Consider the following 26,597-nt stretch of genomic DNA (forward strand, 5'->3'; position numbering starts at 1 on the left):
CTGGTGGCACGGGCCGGAAATTAGCACAGCGTTTCGCCGCGAGATCGGCACGCCGATCCAATGGCAACGGTGGTCACGGCCGGCATCGGTTGCGGCGTGACATCCGGCCCTACTCGCCCGGGTGGTAGACGCGCTCGGTGTGGCCTTTCAGCTGCTCCGGCCAGAAGTACACCTCGCGCAGGTTGCCGGTGGTGTAGCGCTCGGCCTCGTCATTGAAGTGCGGCGAGTCCGGATGGCCGCTCTCGCCGCCGGCGGTGATCGCGCGGGCGCTGACCTTCGGACCGAACTCCACCACCGCGACGAAGCTGTTGCCGCTGGTGCCGTAGTAGCGCTTCGTGCCCGGCCAGCGGTGCGCCCCGAACGAGGCCAGTGAGCCCCAGCGCGAGGAGGTGAATGGCACCGGGATGCTCGGCTTGCTGTCGTCGAACGGCTGCTGGATGTCGCCGTTGATGCGCTGGAAGCGGTTCACCTCGCCCCACGGCACACCCCAGTGGCCGAAGTCGTGCTGCAGCCGGTCCACCGCCTCGGACAGCGCATGCAGGCGTTCCTGCGGACCGGCCTTCTCGGCCATCACGTCGTAGATCGACAGGCCCTCGGCGGTGTCTGCCTTGCTCACCTCGTCCCACAGCGTGTCGCCCCAGAACACCGCCAGCGTGGTCGGCATCGAGGCGATGCCCCAGCGGTAGTCCCAGCCGCGCAGCAGGGCGATCGGGCCGCGCAGCTTGTCTTTCAGCGGATCGCTGGCGGGCAGCGCGTCGTAGTCGTGGATCAGCACCGGCAGCTGGCGCGCGAACGCCGGGAGATACGAGTCGAAGGCCATGGTGATCAGCGAGGCGCGCGTGACCTCCTTCGCGCCGGTGAGCAGGCGCGTGGCGTGCAGGCCGCGCGGGTTCTCGCCGAAGGTGTCCATGTAGCGCGGAAAGTCGGCGGGCTTCGGGCTGTAGGGGCCGGCGGCGGAGTACGGCCAGTCGTTGGTGTTGAAGGCCCAGCCGTTCGGTGGGTTCACCACCTGCGGCAGCTGGTCCAGCGGGGTCAGGCCGTGCCAGTCGGTGGCCGGGTCCGAGCCGTCCACCGGTTTGGTGTAGTCGAAGCGGTTGTCGCGCTTGGGCACGAACTGCGGCATCAGGAAGGCGATCTCGCCCTTGTCGTCGGCGAACAGCGTGTTGTTGGACGAGTTGGCCTTCAGCTCGGCCACCTTCATGTAACTGGCGTAGTCGTGGGTCTTCGTGCGCAGCCAGCTCTGCTCCAGCGCCGGGATCGGCGTGTTCATCAGCGCCTCGGCGATCCACTTGTCGCCATCCTTGCGCACGATCGGGCCGTGGTGGGTGAAGTATGCGGTGAATGTGCGACGGCCCATCGTGCCGTTGGCCTGACGGTAGGGCACGGTGATCTGCCGCGTGGTGACCGGCCGCAGCGCCTTGCCGTAGCGGTAGTAGAGCTTGCCGTCCTTGTGCACGATGGTCTCGGCGAATTCGTCCACCGCGTCGAGGCCGGTGGAGGTATGCATCCAGCCGACGTGCCGGTTGAAGCCCTGGTAGATGAAGAACTGGCCCCAGGTCACCGCGCCGTAGGCGTCGAGCCCTTCGTCGCTGGACATCTGCAGCTCGGAGCGGAAGAAGAACGAGGTGTGCGGGTTGATCAGCAGCAGCGCGTGGCCGTCGGCGGTGAGTTTGGGCGCCAGCGCGATGCCGTTGGAGCCGGTCGGCTCGACCCAGCTCGGGCGCATCTCGACCGTCGCCAGTGGCGCGTCGCCGGGCTGGCCGTAGAAGTCCTTCAGCTGCTTCAGGTCGACCCGCTCGATATCACCGCCGATGCTGCCTTCGGTGAAGGAGAGTGCCATCCACGGCTCGAAATGGGTGATGACTTCCGGGTGCACGTCAGGGTGGGTGGCGAGGTACCAGTTCAGGCCGTCGGCCCAGGCATTCATGAGTGCCTTCAGCCAGGCCGGGCTTCGTGCGTAGTCCTGTTTCAGGACGACCGGGTCGATGAACAGCTTCTGCCGCAGGTCCAGCCAGATCGACGACTCGCCCTTGGCCTCGGCCATGCGGCCCAGCGAGAGCAGGTAGTTGGTTTCCACGCGATGGAAGTCGTCCTCGGCTTGTGCGTAGGCCATGCCGAATACCGCATCGGCATCGGTCTTGCCGTGCACGTGGGCGATGCCCCAGTCGTCACGGGTGATCGTCACCGCCTGCGCCTCGCGCTCGAGGCGTGGCGGGAGGTTGGCCGTTGATGCCGCGACGGGCGCGACCAGTCCCGGCAGGAGCAGGGCGGATACGACAAGCGACTTGAGCATGTTCCAGGCCTCGATGCGGCGGTGACGACGGGCAGTCCGGCGCACCACGCCCCGCGCGATGCAGGCCCCGGTGCCGACTCGCCGGCCAGCATAGCGGCTCCGGCGAGGGCGTCGGCACGCGCTGCGGAAATCGGCGGGTGCGGGAGGGGGCGGTTGCCGCCAGTCCGGTCACGGCCATGGAGCCATGGAGCCATGGAGCCATGGAGCGGCAGGCGAGGGGGCCGCTTGCCGGGTCCTCCGGGCACGCCGGCTTCGCGGGCGCTTCACGCGACTTTGCGCGGTGCCTGCCTAGGGTCGTGCAGTGATGCCGCGCCCGATCACGGTTTCGGCATGGCGATCTTCGGCGGCGGCTCGACGCGCCCGTCGATCCAGCGAGGAGCTCAGGTGCAGGACACATCGACGGAACGCCACGCGAAGCGCACCGCGTCGCGCGCCGGGTTGGCAGCGATGCCGACCCGGGCTGCGATTGTTGCGGTCGCCGCCGGGCCCGTCGCCGCGGCCGAACGGCAACTGCTGGTCCAGGCGGCCGTGTTGATGCTCTTCGTGGTCGTTCCGGTGATCGTGCTCACGCCGTGGGTTGCCTGGCGGTTCCGTCGCCGCAACCGGCGCAGTGCCTATCGACCCGGCTGGGATTTTTCCCGGCTGCTGGAAGTGCTGATCTGGGGCGTGCCCGCGCTGCTGGTGGCCTTGCTCGCCGTGCGGGTCTGGACCCAATCGCGCGCGCTCGACCCGTACCGGGCGATCGCCCCCGGCCAGGGCTCGTCCGCCGCGCCGCTGGATGTGCAGGTGGTGGGGCTGGACTGGAAATGGCTGTTCATCTACCCGGACCAGCACATCGCCACGCTGGACACGCTGGTGCTGCCGGTGGGAAGGGCGGTGCATCTGCACCTGACCAGCGACACGGTGATGGAGTCGCTGCTGGTGCCGCGCCTCGCCGGGCAGATCTATGCAATGCCCGGAATGATCACGCAACTGTGGCTGCGCGCCGACCGGCCGGGGGACTTTCCCGGAGAGAACACCCAGTACAACGGCAGCGGCTTCGCGCGGCAGAAGTTCGTGGTGCACGCGGTCGATGCCGACGCCTTCAGCCGCTGGGTCGGGCAGGTGCGCGCGGGTGGGGGCGTGCTCGATGCGCGCCGGTACCGGCAGGTCGCCCGGCGCGGCGTGCCGGCCGCGCCCGAATGCTTCGGGCAAGTCGACGCCGACCTGTACGGGCGCATCGTGGCGAAGTACCACGCGTCGTCACAGGTGCACGTGTCCACCATGGCCTCACGTGCCACCGGGAGGATGAACGATGCGCATTGAGGTGCTCGCGGGGCCGTGGCTGGGCCGGCTGAGCCTGTCCGCGCTGCCGACCGACAGCCCGGTGGCGGCGGGTGCGGCGCTCGTTGCGGTCCTCGGCGCGCTCGGCGTGGCCGGCTACATCACCGCGAAGGGCCGGTGGGGCTACCTGTGGCGGGAGTGGTTCACCAGCGTGGACCACAAGCGCATCGGCATCATGTACGTGGTGCTGGCGCTGGTGATGCTGGCCCGCGCCGTGATCGAGGCACTGGTGATGCGGCTGCAGCAGGCCGACGCGATCAACCAGTCCGGGTTCATCTCGGCCGAACATTTCGGCCAGCTGTTCTCCACCCACGGCAGCATCATGATCTTCTTCATGGCGATGCCGTTCCTCACCGGCGTGATCAACTACGTGATGCCGCTGCAGATCGGCGCGCGCGACGTGTCGTTCCCGGTGCTCAACTCGATCAGCCTGATGCTGACCGCTGCCGGTGCCGCGCTGGTGATGATCTCGCTGGTGCTGGCGCCGTTCTCCACCGGTGGCTGGTCCGGCTACGCGCCGTTCACCGAGCTGCGCTTCAGTCCCGGCGTGGGGGTGGACTACTGGATCTGGGCGGTGACGCTGAGCTCGATCGGCTCCACCCTCACCGGCATCAACTTCGCGGTGACGATCTACAAGAAGCGCGCGCCGGGCATGCACCTGTTCCGCATGCCGCTGTTCTGCTGGACGGCGCTGTGCACAAGCATCCTGATGATCTTCGCGATGCCCGCGCTCACCGTGGCGACGGCCCTGCTGGCGCTGGACCGCTATCTGGGCATGCATTTCTTCACCAGCGGCGGTGGCGGCAACATGATGGTCTACGCCAACCTGTTCTGGCTGTTCGGCCACCCCGAGGTGTACATCGTGGTGCTGCCCTCGTTCGGCGTGTTCTCCGAGCTTTTCTCCACCTTCTCGGCGAAGAAGCTGTACGGCTACACCTCGCTGGTGCTCGCGACCATGACCATCGCGGTGCTGTCGTTCACCGTGTGGCTGCATCACTTCTTCACCATGGGGCAGTCCGCGCACATCAATGCGGCGTTCGGCATCGCCACCATGCTGATCGGCATCCCCACCGGGGTGAAGGTGTACGACTGGATCCTCACCATGTTCCGCGGCCGCGTGCGCTTCACCACGCCGCTGCTGTGGGGGCTGGCGTTCCTGGTCACGTTCGTGATCGGTGGTCTGTCCGGCATCCTGCTGGCGATCCCGCCGGTGGATTTCCTGGTCCACAACACCACCTTCCTGGTGGCGCATTTCCACAACATGCTGATCCCCGGCACGCTGTTCGGCATGATCGCGGCGTACCAGTTCTGGTTTCCGAAGGCGTTCGGGTTCCGGCTGGAAGAACGCTGGGGGCGCGTGGCGTTCGGGTGCTGGGTGACCGGTTTCTATCTCGCCTTCATGCCGCTGTACGTGCTCGGCCTGGAGGGCATGCCGCGGCGCAGCGCCGAGGTGTTCGACGAGGCGTTCCGGCCCTGGCTGCTGCTGGCTGCCGGCGGCGCGGTGCTGATCGTGCTGGGGATGGCCGCGCTGGTGCTGCAGCTGGCCATGAGCATCCGGCATCGCGACCGCAACCGGGTGACCGTGGGCGATCCGTGGGACGGCCGCAGCCTGGAGTGGTCGACATCCTCGCCGCCGCCGGAATACAACTTCGCGGAAGTGCCGGAGGTGGAGGGACGCGACGCGTTCTGGACCATGAAACGGTCCGGCCGCGCCTATCCGGCGCTGGACCGCTATGCGCCGATCCTGCTCCCGGAGAACAGCGCGATCGGTCCATGGCTCGGGGTGCTCGGGCTGGCGACCGCATTCGGCCTGGTCTGGCGCATCGGCTGGATGGCCGGGCTCGGCACGGCCGGCGCACTCTTCGCGGTGATCGGCTGGAGCTTCGTGCGCCGGTCCGGTCGCACCGTCGGCGAGCGGCAGGTCGAGCGCACCGAGACGCGCTGGCATGCGGCGCTGGTCGCCGCCGTACCGGTGTCGCGCGAGCACGAATGCGACCCGCGCAACCGTGGTCTGGCGGACGTGGCGGCATGAGCGTCGGGTCGACCACCGGAAAGCGCCGGCATCCCGGGCTCAACCTGCACGAGTCCGATGCCCATCCCTCCGACGGCGAGGTGATGTTCGGCTTCTGGGTCTTCATGATGAGCGACGCGGTGCTGTTTGCGCTGCTGTTCGCCGTCTACGCCAGTCTGGGTGTCAACACCGCGGGCGGCCCCGGGCCGCATGACGTGTTCGAGCTGGGCCCGGCGGCGATGGAGACGCTGCTGCTGCTGCTGAGCAGCTTCACCTTCGGCATCGCTTCGCTGGCCATGAAATACCGGCGGGGCATGGCCCTGCTGCAGGGCATGCTCGCGCTGACCCTGCTGCTGGGACTGGGCTTTCTCGGGCTGGAGGTTCACGACTTCGCGACCCTGCAAGGCAAGGGCGCGCTGCCGCAGGTCAGCGCGTTCCTCTCGGCGTTCTACGCGCTGGTGCCGACCCACTTCCTGCACGTGTCGCTCGGCTGCGTGTGGATCGTGGTGATGATGGTGCAGCTGCGCATGTCCGGCCTGGATCGGACCACCCGCACGCGGCTGCTGCGGCTGGGGCTGTTCTGGCATTTCCTGGACATCGTGTGGGTGATGATCTTTTCCTTCGTCTTTCTGCGGGGAATGCTGTGATGGACGGCGATGGCGGGTTCCGTCGCGAGCTTCGCGACTACGTGGTGGGCCTGGTGCTGGCACTCGGACTGAGTGGCGCGGCGTTCGCGCTGGTCGCCTGGGATCCGTGGCCCGCCCGCACCACACTCGGCGTGGTCGCGGCGTTGGCGGTGCTGCAGCTGGTGGCGCATTTCCGATGCTTCCTGCATATCGACCTGAAGCAGTCGCATCGCGATGACCTGCAGCTGATCCTGTTCACGGCGGTGATCATCGGCCTGATGGTCGCCGGGTCGCTGTGGATCATCTTCAACCAGAACCAGCGCATGATGTGACCGCCCCGGTGGCGCGGAAATTTGCGCCGCGAGGTGCGACTTCTTCACGCGACGGCGCGATCGACTCTCCTAGGCTGCATGGTCTTGGCAGATGCCGGACCCAACCCGCAGATCCCGGAGGCACGTGATGACTGACGAGCGCGACGAGTCGATCCAGCATGAAGGCCCGGCCGGTGGCTGGGGGTCGCTCAAGGGCATCGGGGAGGTATTCGCCCGCGAGTTGTCCACGCCCGCGGTGCTCGAGACGCTGATGCGCCAGAACAAGGCCGGCGGCTACATGTGCAGCTCCTGCGCGTGGGGCAAGCCGACCCATCCGCATACGTTCGAGTTCTGCGAGAACGGCGCCAAGGCGACGTTGTGGGATCTCACCCGCGATCGCTGCACGCCGGAGTTCTTTGCCCGGCACACGGTGACCGAGCTGCTGGGCTGGGATGACTATGACCTGGAAATGCAGGGTCGGCTGACCGCGCCGCTGCGCTATGACCCGTCGACCGATCGCTACATGGCGTGCAGCTGGGAGGAGGCCTTCCAGGGCATCGCGCGCGAGCTTCAGGCGCTGGATCCGAAGTCGGTGGTGTTCTACGCCTCCGGCAAGGCCTCGCTGGAAACCTCCTACCTGTACGCGCTGTTCGCGCGGATGTACGGCAGCAACAACCTTCCCGACAGCTCCAACATGTGCCACGAGACCACCTCGGTCGGCCTCAAGAAGGTGATCGGTTCGCCGGTCGGCACCTGCGTGATGGAGGATTTCGAGCACTGCGACGCGATCTTCTATTTCGGCCAGAACCCGGGCACCAACAGTCCGCGTTTCCTGCATCCGCTGCAGGAGGCGGTGAAACGCGGCTGCAGGATCATCGTGTTCAATCCCGTGCGCGAGCAGGGGCTGGTGCGCTTCATCAATCCGCAGAACCCGCTGCAGATGCTCACCGGCGAGGCCACCGAGCTGGCGCACATGTACCTGCAGGTGAAGCCTGGCGGCGACATCGCCGCGCTCACCGGCCTGTGCAAGCGCGTGCTGGAAGCCGACGACAGGGCGCGTGCGGCCGGCGAGGCCGACGTGCTGGATCGCGACTTCATCAGGCAGCACACGCACGGGTTCGAGGCGTTTGTCGAAACGGCGCGGAACACATCGTGGGACGAGATCGAGCGCGTCAGCGGCCTGGCCCGTGCCGACCTGGAAGCCGCCGCGGACGTCTACGTGGAGGCGAAGAACGTCATCGGCGTCTACGGCATGGGGCTCACCCAGCATGTGCACGGTTCGCAGAGTATCGGCATGCTGGTCAACCTGATGCTGATGCGCGGCAACATCGGCCGACCGGGCGCCGGCATGTCGCCGGTGCGCGGGCACTCCAACGTGCAGGGCCAGCGCACCGTGGGCATCTCCGAGAAGCCCGAACTGGTGCCGCTGGACAAGCTCGCCGCGATGTTCGATTTCGAGCCGCCGCGCGATACCGGACTCACCACAGTCGATGCCTGCGAAGGCATCCGCAACGGCACGGTGAAAGGGTTCGTCAGCCTGGGCGGCAACTTCGTGCGCGCGATTCCCGATCGCGACGTGATGGAGCCGGCCTGGCGCGAGCAGGCGCTTACCGTCTACATCGCCACCAGGCTCAACCGCAGTCATCTGGTGCACGGGCGCGCGTCGTACCTGCTGCCGTGCCTGGTGCGCGCGGAGGAGGATATGCAGGCCAGCGGGCCGCAGTCGGTGTCGATCGAAGACAGCTTCAGCCACATCTACGGCTCCGTCGGCAAGCGCAAGCCCGCTGACGAGGGGCTGCTGTCCGAGCTGGCGATCGTTGCTGGCATGGCCAAGGCTACGTTGCCGGCGCACCCGAAATGGCGCTGGGACGCATGGACCGCCGACTACAGCCTCGTGCGCGACCTGATCGCCGAAACGTATCCGCACGACTTCCACGACTTCAACGCGCGCATGTTCCAGCCCGGCGGCTTCTACCGCGGCAACCCGGCGCACGAACGGATCTGGAAGACCGACAGCGGCAAGGCGGAGTTCACCAATCCCACTGTGATGTCGGCGCTCGGCGTCGGCGCCGCGCCGGGGCGCTATCACCTGATCACCATGCGCTCGAACGACCAGTTCAACACCACCATCTACGGCCACGACGATCGTCTGCGCGGGCTGGAAGGCTCGCGCGAGATCCTGCTGATCAATCTTGCCGAGATGGAGCGCGCCGGCCTGAAGGAAGGCGACGTGGTCAGCCTGGTGGGCGATGCCGGCGACGACGTGGTGCGCGAAGTGAAAGGCCTCACGGTCACCCCTTTCAACCTGCCCGATGGCTGCCTCGGCGGCTACTACCCGGAAATGAACGCGCTGGTGCCGCTGTGGTACCACGACGAGGCATCGAAGACGCCGGCATCCAAGGGAGTGCCGGTGCGCATCCGCAGGTAGTCCCGCGGGGCGATGGGCGGGAGCGGCTAGGATGATGCGACTCCCTCTGCTCAAGGACTCCAGCCGATGCCGCCTCCCGTCGTCATGCCGCTGCCGCCACGTCCCGCCTGCACCGACGCCCAGCGTATCGCCGCAGCCGCGGCATTCGCGCAGGAGATGGCCAGCCGCCGCACGGTACGCGACTTCGCCGATACGCCGGTGCCGCGCGAGGTGATCGAGCATTGCCTGCGCGCGGCGGGCAGCGCGCCCAGTGGAGCCAACCAGCAGCCCTGGCGGTTCGTGGCGGTGGGGCGGGGGCCGTTGCGGCGGCGCATCCGCGAGGCGGCCGAGGCGGAGGAGCGCGAGTTCTACGAGCGGCGCGCGCCGGACGAATGGCTGGAGGCGCTGGCGCCGCTGGGCACCGACGCGGACAAGCCGTTCCTGGAGACCGCACCGTGGCTGATCGGCATCTTCTACGAGCGCTTCGGGGTGGATGCCGAGGGCAACAAGCACAAACGCTATTACCCGCAGGAGTCGGTCGGCATCGCCACCGGGCTGCTGGTCGCCGCGCTGCATCGTGCGGGACTGGCCACGCTCACCCACACCCCCAGCCCGATGGGTTTCCTCAACGAGCTGCTCGGGCGCCCGCGCAACGAGATGCCGTTTCTGCTGCTGGTGGTGGGGCATCCGGCCGAGGGCTGCACGGTGCCGGCGATCGAGCGGCTGCCGCTGGAGGCCTACGCCCGTTTCATCGAGTGAACGAGGCGCTCACGGCGTGTCTGCCGCGCCGGCCGGCTCGACCACGCCCGCCAGTTCCTCGAGCAGGGTGCGCAGCCGCTTCATCCTGGCTGCCCCCAGTCGCGCGGCCAGCTGTTGCTCGAAGTCGGCGCTGAGCTCGAGCAGGGCGGTCATCGCCTGGTCGCCGCGGCGGGTCAGCAGTACGCGCCGCGCGCGGCCGTCGTGGGGATCGGCCGCGGTGGTCAGGTAGCCGGCCTGCGCCAGCGCGTCCACCAGATAGGCCATGCTCTGCTTGGTCATGCCGGCGCGCTCGGCCAGCACGGTCAGGCGCGTGCCGTCGGCGTCGATGTGGCGGAACACCGCGCTGTGCGCGGCGCGGATGTCGTCGAAGCCGCGTTCGGCCAGCGCGCCATACACGGCGGACTGCAGGGCCTGGTAGGGCAGCCGGAGCAGGCTGCCGAGCGTACGCTGGCGATCGGGAAAGGTCGTGGCCATAGGTCATGTTGACACATGGTCAGATTGTCTGTCCAATTTAGTCAGTAAGACTGACTAATAAGGAGATCATCATGAACGCCCAGCTTCACCCCGCTTTCGATCCGATCGCCCGCAACCTGGAGGTGGTGGACCGCCACATGCGCGACGAGGCGCGCGACCCGGACAGCGTGCTCGCGCTGTACACCGAGGACGCCGTGCTGGAGATTCCCGGCCGCGGCCAGCGCTTCGACTCGCCCGAGGCGATCCGCGACAACTACGTGCGCATGTTCGCCTCGATGGCCGAGATCGAGATCCAGCCGATGGACCGCTTCGCCACCGCCAACCGGGTGGTGGACGAGTGCCTGGTGCGCCTGCGCATCACCGGCGACGGCCTGGTCAACGTGCCGGTGCCGATCGGCTCACGCGCCGAGCTGCGCCTGCTGCACGTGTTCCACATGCGCGACGGCCGCATTGCGCGCGAGGAAGTCTTCGAGGGCTGGCGCCGCCTCGACGGCTGAGCGGGCGGCGCCGGGCATGCCGTCGGCGTCCGGTTTGTGCGACAGTCCTCCCCCTTGCCTTCTGAGCGGCAAGTCGTCGTCGCCGGCTGCCCGGCGCCGGCGCCAAGTGACAGGGGACGCTGATGGTCGAGCTGGAAGTGCAGATCCTTGCCCTCGAACGCGAGGGTCTGCTGTTGGATATCGGTCGGATCGTTGCCGCGAACGGGTTCGTGCTGCATCGGCACCGGCTGGTCGACGACCGCAACGGCGTGCTGCTGTCCCTGCTGGTGCGCGGGCACCGGCGCTCCCGGCGGGCGCTCGATGCGGCCCTGGGCAAGCTCGAGCGGGTGGTGAGCTTCACGATCGAGCCCGCCGATGGAGAAGACATGCGCCCCCACTTCGCCGCAGCGCGCCAGTTCGACTACGTGCCGCCGCCACCTCCGGCCCCACCGCCCGTGCCGGGCAAGCGCTCGCTGACCGGGCCGCCGATGCCGCCACCACCGCGCGTGCCCAACGCCGAGGCGATGGCGTTCTTCGACCGGGCCCCCGAGCGCACTGTCCCTGCCGAGGCGATCGAGCCGCTGCCCGTGCCGGATATCGACGCCGATCCTCCGTGGGCGGCCTGGCCGGCCGAGATGACCAGGATCCCGTCGGCGCGCGAGGTTCGGGAAGAGGCCGCGCTGGCGTCGCCCGCACCCGCACCCGCACCGGTCCCCGCAGCGGCGCCGATGTCCGACGCGGCCACGCCGCTGGATGCCGACCCGGTGGCGGTGGAGCGCCTGATGCGGGCGTTGCCCGGGGCCTATCCGGCGATGCTGCCGCTGGTCCGGGCGATGGAGCAGGCCGTGGTTCCCGGGGCCCGGGTGGCGACGCTGGAGCTGGCCGGTGTCCACGTGGGGCGCTGGATCGCCGCCCGGCAGGGCACCCGCGGCCTGCCGCTTAGTCCGGACGAGGCATTGGCCAGGCGTGGCCTGCCTGCACTGGGCGAGCTGCTCGAAGCGAAGCTGCAGGGCGGCCAGGTGCACCTGGGGGCCAGCCCGTTGTGCGGCAAGACGGACCATTCCGGCTGCACCTTCTTCGCCGGCCTGCTGCAGGGCGCGATGGAGCCGATGACCGGAGACGGTTCCGCACACGTGATCGGCCTGTGCTGCCGGGCCCTGGGGGCCGACGAGTGCGTGCTGATGGTGGTCGACTGAGCCGTCCGCCCCGGCACAGCGGCTATGCTTCCCGTCCCGCCGGAACGACGCGCGCCGCCGGGCTGGCGAACTAGCGCGTCCGGGCCGGGCAGGGGGAGCCCCATCGCATGTGCGGGATAGCGGGATTCGTCGGAGGGCAGGACACGCCGGAAGCGACGCGCGGGACGCTGGAGCGGATGATCCGGACCCTGCGCCACCGCGGTCCGGACGGGTTCGGCTATCACCTGGGCGAGGGCGTCGGGCTGGCCCACGCGCGACTGGCGATCATCGACCTGGCTACCGGCCAGCAACCGATCCGCAACGAGCGCGGCACCGTGTGGACGGTGCTCAACGGCGAGATCTTCAACTACCGCGAGCTGCGCCGGACGCTGGAGGCGCAGGGCCACGCGTTCTACACGCACTCCGACACCGAGGTCATCGTCCACCTGTACGAGCAGTACGGGGACGATTTCGTCGATCACCTCAACGGCCAGTTCGCCATCGCGCTGTGGGACGCCGAGCGCCGACGCCTGCTGCTGGCTCGCGACCGCACCGGCATCCGCCCGCTCTTCCACGCCAGCGCTGGTGGCCGCTTGTGGTTCGGCTCGGAGGTGAAGGCGCTGCTGGCCGTGCTGCCGCAACTGGGCGTGCTCGACCCGCACGGGGTGGCGCAGGCACTGACCTACTGGGGCGCGATCGATCCCGGCACGGTGTTCCGCGACGTGGCGAGCGTACCGCCGGGGCATGTACTGGCGCTGGAGGCCGACGGTCGCCGTTCGCTGCGGCGCTACTGGGACTGGGAGTTTCCCGAGCTCCGGGATGGCCACCAGCAGCGACCGTTCGGCTCCATCGACGAGGCCGCCGGCGCGCTGCGCGAACTGCTGGTGGATGCCGTGCGGCTGCAACTGCGGGCCGACGTGCCGGTCGGCGCCTACCTCAGCGGCGGGCTGGATTCCTCCGGTGTGGTCGCGCTGATCCGCCACTACACGAACAACCCGCTGCGCACCTTTTCGGTGGCCTTCGAGGACGCCGAGTTCGACGAGAGCGATTTCCAGGCGCGGATGGTCGCCCACATGGGCACCGAGCACACCACGCTGCATTGCAGCCGACGCGACATCGGGCAGGCCTTTCCGCAGCTGATCGAGCATACCGAGGCGCCGGTGCTGCGCACCGCCGGCGTGCCGCTGATGCTGCTGGCCGGCGACGTGCACGCGCACGGTTTCCGGGTGGTGCTGACCGGCGAGGGCGCGGACGAGGTATTCGGCGGCTACGACCTGTTCAAGGAGGCCAAGGTGCGCCGGTTCTGGGCGCGCCAGCCCGGATCGACCTGGCGCCCGCGCCTGTTCGAGCGTCTGTACGGCTACCTGGCGCACTCGCCGGTGGCGAATGCGGCGATGGCCCAGTCGTTCTTCGGCCGCGGCATGGAACATCGCGATCGTGCGGTGTTCGCGCATCTGCCGCGCTGGACCACCTCGCAGCGCGCGCTGGCCTTTTTCTCGCCGGAGTGGCGTGCCCAGGTGGAAGGCTGGGACCCGCTGGCCACCTTCGAGGCCACGCTGCCGCCGGCGATCGGACGCTGGAGCCCGCTGGCGCGCGACCAGTACGTGGAGGCGCATTCGCTGCTGGCGTCCTACCTTTTGCCGATGCAGGGCGACCGGCCGGCGATGGCGCACTCGGTCGAGGGACGTTTCCCGTTCCTCGACCATCGCGTGGTGGAATTCGGCAACCGCCTGCCCGACCACTGGAAGATCCGCGGCCTGACCGAGAAGGATGTGCTGCGCCGTGCCCTGGCCGGACTGCTGCCGGAGGAAATCCGCCACCGCACCAAGCAGCCGTACCGGGCGCCGGACCACGGCAGCTTTTTCTTCGACGGCGAGCCGCTGGACTACGTGGCCGATGTGTTGAGCGGCGACAGCCTGCGCGAGGCCGGCTATTTCGACCCGGAACGGGTCGGGCGGCTGTTCGACAAGTGTCGCCGTGGTCAGGCGATCGGTTTCGCCGACAACCAGGCCTTCGTCGGCATCCTGTCGACCATGCTGGTGCATCGCCAACGGGTCAGGCCCGGATCGGGGGCCTGATCGCCGGTCGAGCAGACAACCCGAAAATGTGATGCAATTCACAAAACAGGGGGTGGTGAGTGAGTGCAGAACTGGCACGGATTACAGCCGAGATCCGGACGTACATCCTGGAGAACCTGATGTTCAGCGATGACGGCTCCGTCCTCGCCAACGACGCGTCGCTGCTCGAGAAGGGCGTGATCGATTCGACCGGCGTGCTGGAGCTGGCGATGTTCCTGGAAACGCAGTTCGGCATCTCGGTGAGGGCGGACGACCTGCTGCCGCAGAACTTCGACTCGGTGGACAGCATGGCCGGGTTCGTCCATCGCGCCACCAGCGGCAAGGTCGCAGCTGCGACCGCGGTATGACGGCGCGCGAGATCCGCCGGCTGCACGACAGCCTGCTGCACCACGCCGGCGACCCGGCCACGGCGGACAAGCCGGTGGTGATCGCCGAAGGCCAGCGATACACCTACCGCGAGCTGCTCGAGGCGGCACGGCGCTTGGCCGGAACGCTGCAGGCGCGCGGTGTCCGTCGCGGCGACCGGGTAGCGATCTACCTCGACAACGGCTGGCCCGCGGTGGTGGCGATCTACGCCGTGCTGATCGCCGGGGGCGTGTTCCTGGTGGTCAACCCGCAGACCAAGTCGGACAAGCTCGCCTTCATCCTCGACGACTGCAGCGCGCGGGTGCTGGTCACCGACGCGCACATCGGCGAGCAGTTCCTGCCGCTGCTGGATGGGTCGCGCCTGCCCGGCGGGGTGATCTGCTCCGGCGAATGCCCGGAGCACCGGGCGATATCGCCCTTCGATGCGGCCACCTGTGCCGCCGCGCCGGAGCCGGTGGAGCCGACCGTGATCGGCCCCGATCTGGCCGCGCTGATCTATACCTCGGGCAGTACCGGCACGCCCAAGGGCGTGATGCAGACGCACCAGTCGATGGTGTTCGCCGGCGGCAGCCTGGTCGAATATCTGCGACTGTCGTCCGACGACCGCATCCTGTGCGCGCTGCCGCTGGCCTTCGACTACGGCCTGTACCAGCTGCTGATGGCGGTGAGGCTCGGCGCCACGCTGGTGCTCGAGCGCTCGTTCACCTTCCCGGCGCAGGTGTTCGCGCGGATGCAGGCCGAAGGCGTCACGGTGTTCCCCGGCGTACCGACCATGTTCGCCATGCTGCTGGCCGCGCACCGCAAGTCGCCGCTGCGTTTCGACGGCGTGACGCGGGTGACCAATACCGCCGCGGCGCTGTCCGACGACAGTGCCGCGCGCCTGCGCGAGATCTTTCCGCAGGCGTTGGTCTACAAGATGTACGGCCTGACCGAGTGCAAGCGGGTCAGCTACCTGGAGCCGGAGCTGGTCGACCAGCGTCCCGGCTCGGTGGGCAAGGCGATCCCGGGGACCGAGGTGTACCTGCTCTCGCCCTCCGGCGAACCGACCCCGGCGGGCGAGATCGGCGTGCTGCACGTGCGCGGTCCGCACGTGATGCTCGGCTACTGGAACCGCCCGGACCTGTCCGAGCACATGCTGCGTCCGGGACGGCTGCCGGGCGAGCGGGTGCTGTGCACGCACGACCTGTTCCGCATGGACGAGGATGGATTCCTCTACTTCGTCGGTCGCAGCGACGACATCATCAAGACCCGCGGCGAGAAGGTCAGCCCGGTCGAGGTGGAGAACGCGATGAGCGCCATCGACGGTATCCGCGAGGTAGCGGTGGTCGGTGTCGAGGACGAGCTGCTCGGCCAGGCGATCCGCGCCTACGTGGTGCTGCAGGACGATGCCTGCCTCAGCACCGGGCAGATCCGCGCGCTGTGCCTGCGGCGACTGGAGAGTTTCATGGTGCCGCAGCAGGTGGTGTTCGTGCAGGAGTTGCCGCGCACGCCTTCGGGCAAGGTCAGCAAGCGCGCGCTGCTGGAGTCGCTCGCATCGTGAGGTCGCATCGATGAGTGTGTTGTTCGAGGGCATGCTGTCCCGTCTCACCGACGGCCTGCAGGTGCTGCCCGACAAGCCGGAGGAAACGCCCGAGAGCGCCCTGCGCGCGCTTTGGCACACCGCCGCGGGGCGTCCGTGTTCCGCACACGTGGCGATGCGCCGGCCGCTGCCCGCGATCGAGGCCAGCCCGGCCGCGGTCACCGTGCTGGAGCGACTGGTGCAGCGTCGACTGCTCGGCGAGCCGCTGGCCTATATCACCGGGCGGCAGAACTTCATGGGGCTGGAGATGCTCAGCGCGCCGGGTGCGTTGATTCCCCGCGCCGAAACCGAGTTGATGGCGCGGGCGGCGGTCGATCTGCTCGACGGTGTGCCCGGCGAACCGCTGGCGCTGGATGTCTGCACCGGTTCGGGCAACGTGGCCTATGCGATGGCCTGGGGCGTGCCGCGCGCGCGCGTGATGGGGGGCGACATCAGTGAAGAGGCGCTGGCGCTGGCCGGGGAGAACGGGCGCCTGCTCGGCATGCAGGAGCGGCTGGAGTTCCGCCGAGGCGACCTGCTGGCGCCATTCGACGAGCCGGACCTGACCGGCCGGGTCGACCTGATCACCTCCGCGCCGCCTTACATCCAGAGCGGAAAGGTGGGCGTGATGGCCCCGGAGATCGCCAGCCACGAACCGCGCGAGGCCTTCGATGGCGGTCCGCTCGGGGTGACCCTGCTGATACGCCTGGTGGAGGAGTCCCCGCGCATGCTGCGGTCCGGCGGCTGGCTGGCATTCGAGGTCGGCAAGGGGCAGGGGCCGGCGATGTCGCGCCGACTGCAGCGCGACACGAACTACGCCGAGGTGCGCGAACTGTCCGATGCCGAGGGCGTGGTGCGCGCCCTGCTGGCGCGCCGGGCGTGAGCGGGCGGATGGCGGGGGAGGCGACGGCATGACGGCCACGCTGGACTGGAATGTGCTGGACATCGATCCGGCCGCCGAGGTGGAGCGCATCGTCGCGTGGATACGCGCCACGCTGGCGCAGACGCTGCATCGGCGCGGGCTGGTGGTGGCCATCTCCGGCGGCGTGGACAGCTCGGTGTGCGCCGCACTGGCGGTGCGTGCGGCGGGCGCGTCGCGGGTGTACTCGCTGATCCTGCCCGAGCGCGATTCCTCCGGCCGCAGCGCGCGCGATGCCGGCGAGCTGGCGACGTTTCTCGGGGTACGTGTACAGACCCAGGACATCGCCCCGGCGCTGGAGGCGATCGGCTGCTACCGCTCGCGCGACGAGGCCGTGCGCCGCGTGCTGCCGGACTATCGCGAGGACTGGCGCATCAAGGTGGTGATCGCCGGCGGCCGGGAGGGCGGCATCAACCACTTCCGGCTGGTCGCCGAGGCGCCGGACGGGCGCCGCTTCGATGCGCCGATGGCGCTGCCGGAATACCTGCAGATCGTCGCCGCTACCAACTACAAGCAGCGCCTGCGCAAGACCATCGAATACCACCACGCCGACCGGCTGAATTACGCCGTGGTCGGTACGCCGAACCGGCTGGAGTACGACCAGGGCTTCTTCGTGAAGAACGGCGATGGCTCGGCCGACCTCAAGCCGATCGCGCACCTGTACAAGTCGCAGGTCTATGCCCTGGCGCGTTACCTGGAACTGCCCGAGTGCGTGGCCACGGCCGAGCCCACCACCGATACCTACAGCCTGGCGCAGGGCCAGGACGAGTTCTATTTCGCCCTGCCGTGGCGCTCGATGGACCTGGCGCTGTGGGCGCTCGAGCATGACCTGCCGGCCTCCGCCTTGTGTGCACCGCTCGGGCTCGCACCCGCCGCGGCCGAGGCGGTCTACGCCGATATCCGCGCCAAGCGGCGCACCACGCGCTATCTTCACCTCCCCCCGCTGACCCTGATCTCGCCTCCCGCCATGCCATGAGCAGCGCACCGTCCACCCCGGCATACACGGTCGAACCGGCGCGGTTGCCGGATGACGCCGCGGATATCGTCCGGATCTGGGGGGCGAGCCGGCTCGGCCGGCCGGAGGCGCATCGTCCCAAGATCGACTGGTTCTACCGGCAATGTCCGTTCGGCGAGCCGACGGTGTGCCTGTTGCGCGACCAGGCCAGTGGCGAGCGGGTGGGAGTCAGTTCGGCCGGGCCGCGACGCATGGTGGCCGGCGGACAGGGGCTGGAAACCGGCGTACTGGTCGATTTCGCGGTGCATCCGAAACACCGCAGCCTCGGGCCGGCGATGATCCTGCAGGCGGCGCTGATGGAGGCATCCGCCGGGCGGTTCGATCTGCTCTACGGCGTGCCGAATCCGAAGTCGCTCGCTGTGGTGAAGCGACTCGGTTACGCGGTGCTCGGCGAGATGCGCCGGCACGCGCGGGTGCTGCGCAGCCGTCGCTATCTGGCGCGGCGCATGCCCGGCTGGCTGGCGGCGCTCGCCGCGCTGCCGGTTGATGCGGTCGTCGCGGTGGTGCTGTTCGCGCGCAGTGCGTGGACGCGGTCGCTCACGGCCGGATGGAGCGACCGTGTCGATCCCCGGACGGATGTCCTGTGGCAGGCATCCCGACTGGGCGATACGGCCCTGGCCGTGCGGGACAGCGCCTTCCTGCGGTGGCGTTTCGATGCCTGGCCAATGGTGGCGACGCGCTACCTGCTGGTGTCCGACCGCGACGGCACGCTGCACGCATGGTTCGCCTGCCAGGTCGAGGGCGGTGTCCTGCACGTGCGCGACTTCTGGTCGGCCGGCGCGATCGACGGCGTGCCGCGTGCCTGTATGGACCTGCTGCTCCATGCGGCATGGCGCGAGGGCCTGGACGCGGTCTCGGTGGAGTGCATGGCCAGCGCGGCCTGCCATGCGGCCTGGCAGCAGGCCGGGTTCCGCGAACGCGGGCGCCGTCCGGTCATCGGCCGCTGGCAGCGTGGCTTCGCAGTGGGAACCCCGCCGGCACTGCACCTGACCGCTGCCGACGAAGACCAGTAGCCGGGAACCGCTCAGCGCGCAGCCAGCATGCCTTCGCTGCGCATCCATGCCAGCGTGTCGCCGAGCAGCGAATCCAGCGGCGTCTCCACGTAGTCCAGCTCGCGAATGGCCCTGGACGAATCCACCCGCAGCTGATGCGAGGTCAGCGCCGCGCCTTCCGGGGTCACGTCCGGCTCGCGACCGGTGAAGCGGGCGACCGTGCCGAGCAGCCGCGCGTAGGCCATCAGCGCCCAGGCCGGCGTGGCGCCGCGCGGCGTGCGCCGGCCCAGCGCGGCGCCGACCCGGTGCACGAAGTCGACGAAGCTGGCCTGCTCGCCGCCGAGCAGGTAGCACTCGCCGTAGCGCTGGCGCTGCCACGCCCGGAGCTGCGCGCGGGCGATCTCGCGCACGTCGGCGAAGGCACCGATGCCGGGCGGGATGCCGGGGAGCTTCTGCGCATCGACCAGCCGGATCAGTCGCGACCAGTTGTGCCGGTCGCCGGGCCCGAGGATGTGCGAGGGGTTGAACACGATCCACGGTAGCGGGGTGTCCCGCACCGCCTGCTCGGCGAGGTACTTGCTGTGCTCGTAGTTGATCCAGCTCTCGCCGCCGCGCTGCGGCGTGGTCTCGGTGATCGTGCCGTGCACGAGATGCGAGTACGCCGAGACCGAGGAGGTGTGCAGGAAGGCGCCGACGCCGGCGCGTTGGGCGGCGGCCAGCAGGTGCCGGGTGCCGTCGACGTTGGTGGCCGTCTGTCGTGCGGCGTTCCGCTTCCACATGCTGGTGTCGGCGGCGGCGTGGAATACCGCTTCGCAGCCGGCCAGTGCAGCGGCGAGCGAGTCGGGGTCACCCAGCCGCGCACGCACCGGTTGTCCGCCCAGCGCGGCGATGGCCGCGTCCGACGCCTCGCTGCGCGACAGCGCGCGCACCGTGTGGCCGGCGCCGACCAGCTCGCTCAGCAGGTGGCCGCCGAGGAAGCCGCTGGCGCCGGTGAGGAAGACTTCGCTCATGCGTGCACCGCGCGATGGTCGGTAGATGGCATCATCGTTGAACCGCTCCTGGGATCGTTTCGCTGCGGGAAAGGGACCGCGTCGCACCCGCTGCGACGTTCGCGCGCCAGCATGCCGGAGGCGGCAGCGCGCCGCCATGGACACGACCGGAAACGGAGGCATCCTCTCATGCTCGGCACGCTGGCGATCGCCAATTACCGCTCGCTGCGCTCGCTGGTGCTGCCACTGGGGGCGCTGACCCTGGTGACCGGCGCCAACGGCAGCGGCAAGTCCAATCTCTATCGCGCGCTGCGCCTGCTTGCCGATACGGCGCAGGGGCGCGTGGTGCATGCGCTGGCCCGCGAGGGCGGTCTCGGCTCCACGCTGTGGGCCGGTCCGGAGGAAATCACCCGGGCGATGCGCAAGGGCGAGGTGCCGGTGCAGGGCGGGCCGCGACGCGAGGTGGTGGCGCTGCGCATGGGCTTCGCCGGAGACGAATTCGGTTATGCGATCGACCTTGGGCTGCCCGAGCCGTCCTCGTCACGGTTCGCCTCCGATCCGCAGATCAAGGCCGAGGCGATCTGGGCCGGACCGTTCCTGCGCCCGGCCAACCTGCTGGTGTCTCGCCGCGGCGCGCTGGTGCGCATCCGCGAGGGGCGCAACTGGCGGGTGCTGGCCGACGACCTCGACCCGTTCGACAGCCTGTTCACCCAGGTCGCCGATCCCGAGCGCGCGCCGGAGGTGCTGCGCCTTCGAGAGACGGTGCGCGGCTGGCGCTTCTACGACCATTTCCGTTCCGATGCCGAAGCGCCGGCACGCTGGCCACAACTCGGCACGCGCACACCGGTGCTCAGCCACGACGGCCACGATCTCGCCGCGGCGTGGCAGACCATCCGCGAGATCGGCGACCCGCGAGCGCTGGACGCGGCGGTCGAGGATGCCTTTCCCGGCGCCAGCGTCGAGGTGACGGTGAGCGATGGCCGCTTCGGCTTGGCCTTCCGTCAGCACGGCCTGCTGCGTCCGTTGTCGGCCGGCGAACTGTCCGACGGCACGCTGCGCTACCTGCTGTGGATCGCTGCCCTGCACACGCCGCGACCGCCGCCGCTGATGGTGCTCAACGAGCCGGAGACCAGCCTGCATCCCGACCTGCTGCCAGCGCTGGCACGGCTGATCGTGCAGGCTTCCGCGCGCAGCCAGGTGTGGGTGGTCTCGCACGCCGCCCGGCTGATCGCCGCACTGGAACAGACGCCGGCCTGCCACACGCTGCGGCTGGAAAAGGAACTGAGTCAGACGCGGTTGGTCGGCCAGCGCATGTTGGATGAGCCGGCCTGGCATTGGCCGGAGCGATGACCGGGACAGGAGGGAAAGGCCGTGCATCCGCGACTGGCGCAGTATTTCGCGCACAGGGTGCGCTGCTACAGAAAGGGGACCTGTAGGAGCCCACCCTGTGGGCGACGGAGGGTGGGGAAAGCGGCGCACGGGATGGTTCATGCCGCGCTCCTGTCGAAGTACAGCATCGTCATGCCTTCGCCCGGCACGGTCTGCCGCCCGGTCAGCGTGGCGATGCCGTTGGTGGACAGGCGCAGGATCCACGCCATCACCCACGGCGGCCGGTCGTCGGCCAGGCCGAGCATGCAGCGCACCTCGCCAAACAACGGCTGGCCGGTCTGCGGATGCGCACCGATCGGCGTCTGCCGGAAGCGGTTCTGCACGATCCACTGGCGCGGCGTGGGCAGGGCGGCGAGCTGCTCGGCGGTCGGTGCGAGCAGCAGGCCGCTGCCGGAATGGCCGCCGACCGCCTTGGCCACCCAGCGGTCGGCGGCCTGCCAGCCGTTGGCGCACAGCGGGCTGGCCTCCACCCAGTGGCAGGCCTCGTGCTCGGCCAGCACCACGTCGGCCAGGCTGCCCTTGTGGATGCCTTCGTACCAGGCCGGATGGCTGTGCCAGCTCACCCGGTCCGCCGCCATCAACGTGCCCTCGGCGCGGCGTCGGTCGAAACGGTCCAGGTCGGACAGGATCAGCCGGTTCCAGACGTGGCCGAAGTGGCGCGCGGTGCCCGGGTGGTAGAGCAGGCCGTGCGCGGGCAGCAGCTCGCTCCAGTCGTGCACGGCCACCTGCCACCAGTGACGCGCGGCATCGAGGTCGGGCCAGGTGGGGCGCTGCCGCGGGCGATCCTCGATCAGCACCGTCGCCGGTTTCGGCGCGACCCAGCAGCGCAGATGTCCGACCCAGTCGCTGCCGTGCGGTACCGGGTCGTGCGGCAGCCAGTGGCGGTCCAGCCGGTGCAGGCGGCGCTGCGCCTGGTGCAGGGTGTGGAAGGTCGGCAGCATCGAGGTGAACGCCTGGATCTCCACCCACGCAAGCTCGAACGGCTGCCGTGGATGCTCGACGAAGGCCAGGTCCAGCGCCAGCACGTCCGCTCTCGCGCCGTGCCAGTGCGGACGCGGCATGCGCAGTTGCGGGCCGAGCGCCTCGACCAGATGGGCCACCTTCGCCTGCAGTGCGTCGTGCAGGGCGCGGTTGCCGGTGGCGTAGTGGTCGGACATCTGGCTCTGCGGCAGGTGGGGCGCACGCACGTCGGCCAGCGCTTGGCGCAGCGGTTCGGCACCCATCGGGTGCAGGGCGATCCGGGGATGCGCGCTCATGACCAGCCCTCCGCACGGGCCAGCAGCATCTCGTCGTCTTCGCCCTGGGCGATCATCCAGGCCAGCGTGCTCGACCAGCGCGCGTCGTGTTCGGCGCGCTGGCGCACGCGGTCGGCGAAACTGCCCTCGGCCAGCGCATCGGCCAGCTCGCGTTCCCAGTAGTGCCGCTCGGCCGCATGCGCCGCGCGCGGGGCGATGCGCGACCACCAGCGCTCGAAGCGGGTGGCGGTGTCGAGCACTTCGTCGCGGTCCCAGTCGATCCAGCGCGCGGCCAGGCCGTGGCGCCGGGCGCGCCACTTGTTCTCGTCGATGCATGCGCGCTCCCACGTTGGTCCTGCGCGGCCGTGATGCAGTTCGATCTGCAGCGTCTCGGCCTCCCACTTGAGCAGGGTGGCGATCAGGCCGATGCGCGCCAGCTCCGGATGGGTGTCCATGATGCGCACCTCCAGCGTGCCGTAGCGGTGGTGCAGCCGCAGGTCCTGCCACAGCCCCTGCTGGGGACCGATGCAGCCGGTGCGGCGCAGCCGCTGCACGTGCGCGACGTATTCGCCTTCGCTGGTCCACACGTCCGGGGTGCCCATCCGCGGGTAGCGGTCGAGCAGGCTGTGCCGCCACGACTGCAGGCCGGTGTCCCGGCTTTCGAAGAACGGTGAGCTGGCCGACAGCGCCAGCACCTCCGGCAGCACATGCCGCAGCCGGTTCATGATCGCCATGCGCGGCGCATCCGGCGCGAAGCCCAGGTGCAGGTGCATGCCGAAGCTGAAGGCGCTGCGGGCGATGTCCTGGTATTCGTCGACCAGCGCGGTGTAGTGCGGGAACGCCGGCCCCAGGTGCATCGCCTGATCCTGCCAGCGTGCGGTGGGATGCACCCCGGCGATCAGGATCTGCTGGCCCTGCAGCGCGGCGCGATGGCGGGCCTGCCCGCGCAGCGTGGCCAGGGCCGCGACCAGGTCCGGCACGCTGTGGCAGATCCGGGTCTTCAGCTCGATCACGCAGCGGTGGATCTCCCGGTCCATCGCGCCATCGCCGCTTGCCGCCAGCTCCCCGGTGAAGTCGTGCGGCACCAGCTGGCCGCGCGCATCCACCACCTGTACTTCCTCTTCCAGACCCAAAGTGATCATGGTGCCTCTCCTGTGTTGGGAAAGCGCATCAGACACCTTTGCAAGGGCCGGCGTCGCGGTCTCCGTCATGCGGCGCCGCGGAGATCCTGGCGGACGGATCGGTTTCGGCCGTCTGGACGGCCGCTGCAGATCGGTCAGGCCGTGGCGGCGGCCTGCTCCGTGGCGCGCGAGGCGAGCCAGGCGTGAATCTGCGCCACCACGGTGGCGCCCTCGCCGATGGCGCCGCCGACCCGCTTGACCGATCCCGCGCGCACGTCGCCGATGGCGAACACGCCCGGCCGGCTGGTGGCGAGCGGGTAGGCGGGGTCGCCGCCGCACGCCACGAAGCCGTTGCGGTCGGTGTCCAGCTTGCAGCTGTGCAGCCACGCGGTGGCCGGCTCGGCACCGATGAACAGGAATACGTGACGGATCGGAGCCTCGCCTTCGGCCTGGTCCGCGCGCCGGCGCCAGCGCACCGACTGCAGGCCGCGGGCATCGCCCTCCAGCGCCACCAGTTCGGTGCCGGTCATCAGCTCGATCGCGGGGTTCGCCTCGATGCGGTCGATCAGGTAGCGCGACATGGTCGCCGCCAGCCCGGGGCCGCGCACCATCATCCGCACCCGGCAGCCCTGGCTGGCCAGGTACACCGCGGCCTGCCCGGCCGAGTTGCCGCCGCCGACCAGCGCCACCTCCTGTCCCTGGCACAGCTGGATTTCCATCGGCGAGGCCCAGTACCACACGCCGCGGCCCTCGAAGCGGTCGAGGTTTTCCAGTGGCGGTCGCCGGTAGCGGGCGCCGCTGGCGATCACCACGGTGTGTGCGCACCAGCTGCGGCCGTCTTCGGTGCGCAGCCGATGGATGCCATCGGCTGCCTCGCAGTCGAGCGACTCCACGCAGGCGGGAATCGCGATTTCCGCGCCGAACTTCTGCGCCTGCACGAACCCGCGCGCGGTCAGTGCCTGGCCGGTGATGCCGGTCGGGAAGCCGAAGTAGTTCTCGATGCGCGCGCTGGCGCCGGCCTGGCCGCCGAACCCGCGCGAGTCCAGCACCAGCACGCTCAGGCCTTCGGAAGCGGCGTAGACCGCGGCGGACAGCCCGGCCGGCCCGGCACCGACCACGGCCACGTCGTAGACGCGGTCGGAGGCGGCCTCGCCGATCATGTCCAGCGCGTGCGCCACGTCGGTGTCGCTGGGGTTGCGCAGCAGGCGGCCGTCGGCCAGCAACAGCAGCGGCCAGCTGTTCGGGCACTCGCGGTAGGCGGCGACCATCTCGGCGACGGCAGGGTCTTCGGTCGGGGTGAGGGCGCGGAACGGGAAGCCGTTGCGGCGCAGGAAGTTGCCGATCCGCGCGCGGCCGCTGTCATCCGCCTCGGCGATCAGCAGCGGGCCGGCCGCGCACGACTCGATCAGGCTGGCACGGCGCAGGATCAGCGCGCGCATCAGGCGTTCGCCGAGATCGGCCTCGGCGACGATCAGCCGGCGTAGTTGTTCGGGCGAGAGGAACACCGCCTCGACGTCTTCCGCAGCGGTGCCGTCGACCAGCGCCGGCTTGCCGCTGAGTCCGCTGACCTCGCCGATGAACTGGCCGGGCTCGTGGTGGGCCACGTCGACCGCGTGGCCGGTGCCGTCGTGCTGGTGGATGTCCACCGCGCCGGACAGCAGCAGGATCAGGCCGATGTCGCGGTCGCCGGTACGGAACAGCGCCTCGCCGGCGGCGTAATGGCGGGGCTCGCCGAATTGTTCCACGCGTGCGATGTCGGCCGGTGCCAGCACCGGGAACATCTGGTCGGCACGATTCCGCGCCGTGTTGTTGCTGCCCATGGCGATGTCTCCCGATGCAATGCGGCCACAGGCGATCCTCGCACTGCCGGGGGCGCCGGTGCTACCGCGCCGCGACCGGTCGGCTCAGTCCAGCAGCAGCCGATGCAGGGCCTCCAGCGACGGCACTTCGTGATGCGGTGCGATCCCCTCGGGCGCGGCGTAGCCGTGGGCGTTGACCCAGCAGGTCACCAGACCGGCGTCGAGGCCTCCGCGGATGTCCGAGTGCGGGTTGTCGCCCACCATCAGCACCTGCCCGCGCGGCGGCTGGCCCATGCGCTCCAGCGCATGCTCGAAGATGCGCACGTCCGGCTTGGCCACGCCGACCTCCTCGGAAATCACCAGCAGATCGAAGTGGTCCGCCAGTCCGGTGCGCTGCAGTCGCGCCCGCTGCAGTGCCGTGAAGCCGTTGGTGATCACACCCATGCGCACGTGTCCGGCCAGCGCATCGACCAGCGCGCGGGCGCCGGGCAGCAGGGTGCAGATCTCGGCCATGGCAAGCAGGAAGGCATCGTTGAGCTCGGCTGCCGATACGCCGATCCGGCGCGACCAGCCGTCGAAGCGGGTGGTCTGCAGCTCGGTCGCGCCGATGCGCCCCTCCTGGTAGGCCACCCACAGCGGCTTGTTGAGCTCCTGGTACTGCGCGTAGTCGGCTTCTGTGAAGTCCACCGCATGGCCGGCGAACATCCGCCGCAGGCCCTGGAAGGCGTCGAAGTGGAACAGCGTGTCGTCGGCGTCGAAAAGGATCCAGCGGTAGTTCACGGGCGTATCTGTCGAGGAAGGGTGGGTAGACGATACCCGTCCCCGATCCGGCCTGCTGCCGCCGGCCTTGTCCGACAGACCCAGGGTGCAGGAAGACATGACGATCGAACTGAAGATGCTGGCGTGGGCGGTGGTGCTCGGGCTGATCCACGTGGCGATCGCCGCCACGCTCTCGACCCGGCAGCGGGGGCTGCGCTGGAACGCCGGCAGTCGCGATGGCGAGGTGGCCGCACTGACCGGGGCGGCGGCCCGAGCCACGCGGGCCAGCGCGAATTTCCTGGAAACCTTTCCGTTCTTCGCCGCCGCGGTGCTGGCCGTGCTGGTCGCCCAGCGGGCCGACGCACACACCGCGCTCGGTGCGCAGATCTACCTGTGGGCCCGCGTGGCCTATCTTCCGGTCTATCTGGCGGGCATTCCCTACCTGCGCACGGTGGTCTGGGCGGCGGCGCTGGCCGGGTTGCTGATGGTGCTCGGCGGCCTGCTCTGAGCAGGCCACCGCCA

At 69.6% G+C, this 26,597-nt stretch carries 23 protein-coding genes; 16 read left to right on the plus strand and 7 right to left on the minus strand.

Annotation, left to right across the window (positions count from 1 at the left end):
• Positions 1 to 109 precede the first annotated feature (109 nt).
• Positions 110 to 2,293 (minus strand): penicillin acylase family protein, encoded by a 2,184-nt coding sequence (locus tag ATSB10_RS02175; protein ID WP_063670227.1) that lies wholly within the window; start codon positions 2,291 to 2,293, stop codon positions 110 to 112.
• Between the two features lie 192 nt (positions 2,294 to 2,485).
• Between ATSB10_RS02175 and ATSB10_RS02180 the strand changes: the two genes are divergently transcribed.
• From ATSB10_RS02180 to ATSB10_RS02205, 6 genes are all read left to right on the plus strand, one after another.
• Positions 2,486 to 3,598: a cytochrome ubiquinol oxidase subunit II family protein gene (locus ATSB10_RS02180; RefSeq protein WP_236886473.1), complete on the plus strand. Its 1,113-nt coding sequence runs from the start codon at positions 2,486 to 2,488 to the stop codon at positions 3,596 to 3,598.
• Positions 3,588 to 5,648: a cbb3-type cytochrome c oxidase subunit I gene (locus tag ATSB10_RS02185; RefSeq protein WP_063670228.1), complete on the plus strand. Its 2,061-nt coding sequence runs from the start codon at positions 3,588 to 3,590 to the stop codon at positions 5,646 to 5,648. The genes ATSB10_RS02180 and ATSB10_RS02185 overlap by 11 nt, the downstream gene beginning before the upstream one ends.
• Entirely contained in the window at positions 5,645 to 6,274 is a 630-nt protein-coding gene (locus tag ATSB10_RS02190) for a cytochrome c oxidase subunit 3 (protein ID WP_063670229.1), read from the plus strand. The genes ATSB10_RS02185 and ATSB10_RS02190 overlap by 4 nt, the downstream gene beginning before the upstream one ends.
• Positions 6,274 to 6,585 (plus strand): cytochrome o ubiquinol oxidase subunit IV, encoded by a 312-nt coding sequence (locus ATSB10_RS02195; protein WP_063670230.1) that lies wholly within the window; start codon positions 6,274 to 6,276, stop codon positions 6,583 to 6,585. Before ATSB10_RS02190 ends, ATSB10_RS02195 begins: the two co-directional genes overlap by 1 nt.
• A gap of 127 nt (positions 6,586 to 6,712) precedes the next feature.
• On the plus strand, positions 6,713 to 8,992 hold the full coding sequence (locus ATSB10_RS02200; protein ID WP_063670231.1) for an FdhF/YdeP family oxidoreductase: 2,280 nt from the start codon (positions 6,713 to 6,715) through the stop codon (positions 8,990 to 8,992).
• 66 nt (positions 8,993 to 9,058) lie between these two features.
• Positions 9,059 to 9,730, plus strand: coding sequence for a nitroreductase family protein (locus ATSB10_RS02205; protein ID WP_063670232.1), 672 nt, complete (start codon positions 9,059 to 9,061; stop codon positions 9,728 to 9,730).
• Between the two features lie 9 nt (positions 9,731 to 9,739).
• Here the strand turns inward: ATSB10_RS02205 and ATSB10_RS02210 are convergent, their stop codons facing one another.
• Complete coding sequence (locus ATSB10_RS02210) at positions 9,740 to 10,204, minus strand: MarR family winged helix-turn-helix transcriptional regulator (RefSeq protein ID WP_063670233.1); 465 nt, start codon at positions 10,202 to 10,204, stop codon at positions 9,740 to 9,742.
• 71 nt (positions 10,205 to 10,275) lie between these two features.
• Here ATSB10_RS02210 and ATSB10_RS02215 point away from each other — a divergent pair, with 71 nt between their 5' ends.
• The 8 genes from ATSB10_RS02215 to ATSB10_RS19175 all read left to right on the plus strand — a co-directional run bounded on the left by ATSB10_RS02215 (position 10,276) and on the right by ATSB10_RS19175 (position 18,804).
• Complete coding sequence (locus ATSB10_RS02215) at positions 10,276 to 10,701, plus strand: nuclear transport factor 2 family protein (RefSeq protein WP_063670234.1); 426 nt, start codon at positions 10,276 to 10,278, stop codon at positions 10,699 to 10,701.
• Between the two features lie 122 nt (positions 10,702 to 10,823).
• Positions 10,824 to 11,876, plus strand: coding sequence for a hypothetical protein (locus tag ATSB10_RS02220; RefSeq protein ID WP_063670235.1), 1,053 nt, complete (start codon positions 10,824 to 10,826; stop codon positions 11,874 to 11,876).
• Between the two features lie 107 nt (positions 11,877 to 11,983).
• Positions 11,984 to 13,933, plus strand: a complete 1,950-nt coding sequence (asnB, locus tag ATSB10_RS02225; protein WP_063670236.1) for an asparagine synthase (glutamine-hydrolyzing) — start codon at positions 11,984 to 11,986, stop codon at positions 13,931 to 13,933.
• Between the two features lie 119 nt (positions 13,934 to 14,052).
• Positions 14,053 to 14,280, plus strand: a complete 228-nt coding sequence (locus tag ATSB10_RS02230; RefSeq protein ID WP_063670237.1) for an acyl carrier protein — start codon at positions 14,053 to 14,055, stop codon at positions 14,278 to 14,280.
• A complete protein-coding gene (locus ATSB10_RS02235; protein ID WP_083966051.1) occupies positions 14,277 to 15,839 on the plus strand; it encodes a class I adenylate-forming enzyme family protein in 1,563 nt (520 codons plus the stop codon). The genes ATSB10_RS02230 and ATSB10_RS02235 overlap by 4 nt, the downstream gene beginning before the upstream one ends.
• Before the next feature lie 10 nt (positions 15,840 to 15,849).
• Entirely contained in the window at positions 15,850 to 16,740 is an 891-nt protein-coding gene (locus ATSB10_RS02240) for a HemK family protein methyltransferase (protein WP_063670238.1), read from the plus strand.
• Positions 16,741 to 16,768: 28 nt separating this feature from the next.
• The gene (nadE, locus tag ATSB10_RS02245) at positions 16,769 to 17,752 is read left to right on the plus strand and encodes an NAD(+) synthase (RefSeq protein ID WP_063670239.1); all 984 of its coding nucleotides are present in this window, start codon (positions 16,769 to 16,771) and stop codon (positions 17,750 to 17,752) included.
• Positions 17,749 to 18,804 (plus strand): GNAT family N-acetyltransferase, encoded by a 1,056-nt coding sequence (locus tag ATSB10_RS19175; RefSeq protein ID WP_063670240.1) that lies wholly within the window; start codon positions 17,749 to 17,751, stop codon positions 18,802 to 18,804. The genes nadE and ATSB10_RS19175 overlap by 4 nt, the downstream gene beginning before the upstream one ends.
• Before the next feature lie 11 nt (positions 18,805 to 18,815).
• Here the strand turns inward: ATSB10_RS19175 and ATSB10_RS02255 are convergent, their stop codons facing one another.
• Positions 18,816 to 19,793: an NAD-dependent epimerase/dehydratase family protein gene (locus tag ATSB10_RS02255; protein WP_063670241.1), complete on the minus strand. Its 978-nt coding sequence runs from the start codon at positions 19,791 to 19,793 to the stop codon at positions 18,816 to 18,818.
• Between the two features lie 168 nt (positions 19,794 to 19,961).
• Between ATSB10_RS02255 and ATSB10_RS02260 the strand changes: the two genes are divergently transcribed.
• Complete coding sequence (locus ATSB10_RS02260; protein WP_063670242.1) at positions 19,962 to 21,122, plus strand: AAA family ATPase; 1,161 nt, start codon at positions 19,962 to 19,964, stop codon at positions 21,120 to 21,122.
• Between the two features lie 137 nt (positions 21,123 to 21,259).
• On the opposite strand, the gene ATSB10_RS02265 is transcribed toward ATSB10_RS02260, so the two are convergent.
• The 4 genes from ATSB10_RS02265 to yjjG form a co-directional block, all read right to left on the minus strand.
• Positions 21,260 to 22,417 (minus strand): hypothetical protein, encoded by a 1,158-nt coding sequence (locus tag ATSB10_RS02265; protein WP_063670243.1) that lies wholly within the window; start codon positions 22,415 to 22,417, stop codon positions 21,260 to 21,262.
• The gene (locus tag ATSB10_RS02270; protein ID WP_063670244.1) at positions 22,414 to 23,538 is read right to left on the minus strand and encodes a carboxylate-amine ligase; all 1,125 of its coding nucleotides are present in this window, start codon (positions 23,536 to 23,538) and stop codon (positions 22,414 to 22,416) included. Before ATSB10_RS02270 ends, ATSB10_RS02265 begins: the two co-directional genes overlap by 4 nt.
• A 134-nt stretch (positions 23,539 to 23,672) precedes the next feature.
• Positions 23,673 to 25,337, minus strand: coding sequence for an FAD-dependent oxidoreductase (locus tag ATSB10_RS02275; RefSeq protein ID WP_063670245.1), 1,665 nt, complete (start codon positions 25,335 to 25,337; stop codon positions 23,673 to 23,675).
• Positions 25,338 to 25,421: 84 nt separating this feature from the next.
• Positions 25,422 to 26,096, minus strand: a complete 675-nt coding sequence (gene yjjG, locus ATSB10_RS02280; RefSeq protein ID WP_063670246.1) for a pyrimidine 5'-nucleotidase — start codon at positions 26,094 to 26,096, stop codon at positions 25,422 to 25,424.
• A 97-nt stretch (positions 26,097 to 26,193) separates the two neighbouring features.
• Between yjjG and ATSB10_RS02285 the strand changes: the two genes are divergently transcribed.
• Positions 26,194 to 26,583 carry an MAPEG family protein gene (locus tag ATSB10_RS02285; RefSeq protein WP_063670247.1) on the plus strand — a complete coding sequence of 130 codons (390 nt, stop codon included), beginning with the start codon at positions 26,194 to 26,196 and terminating at the stop codon, positions 26,581 to 26,583.
• Positions 26,584 to 26,597: the final 14 nt, after the last annotated feature.

It is taken from the genome of Dyella thiooxydans (assembly GCF_001641285.1).
Lineage (GTDB): Bacteria > Pseudomonadota > Gammaproteobacteria > Xanthomonadales > Rhodanobacteraceae > Dyella_A > Dyella_A thiooxydans.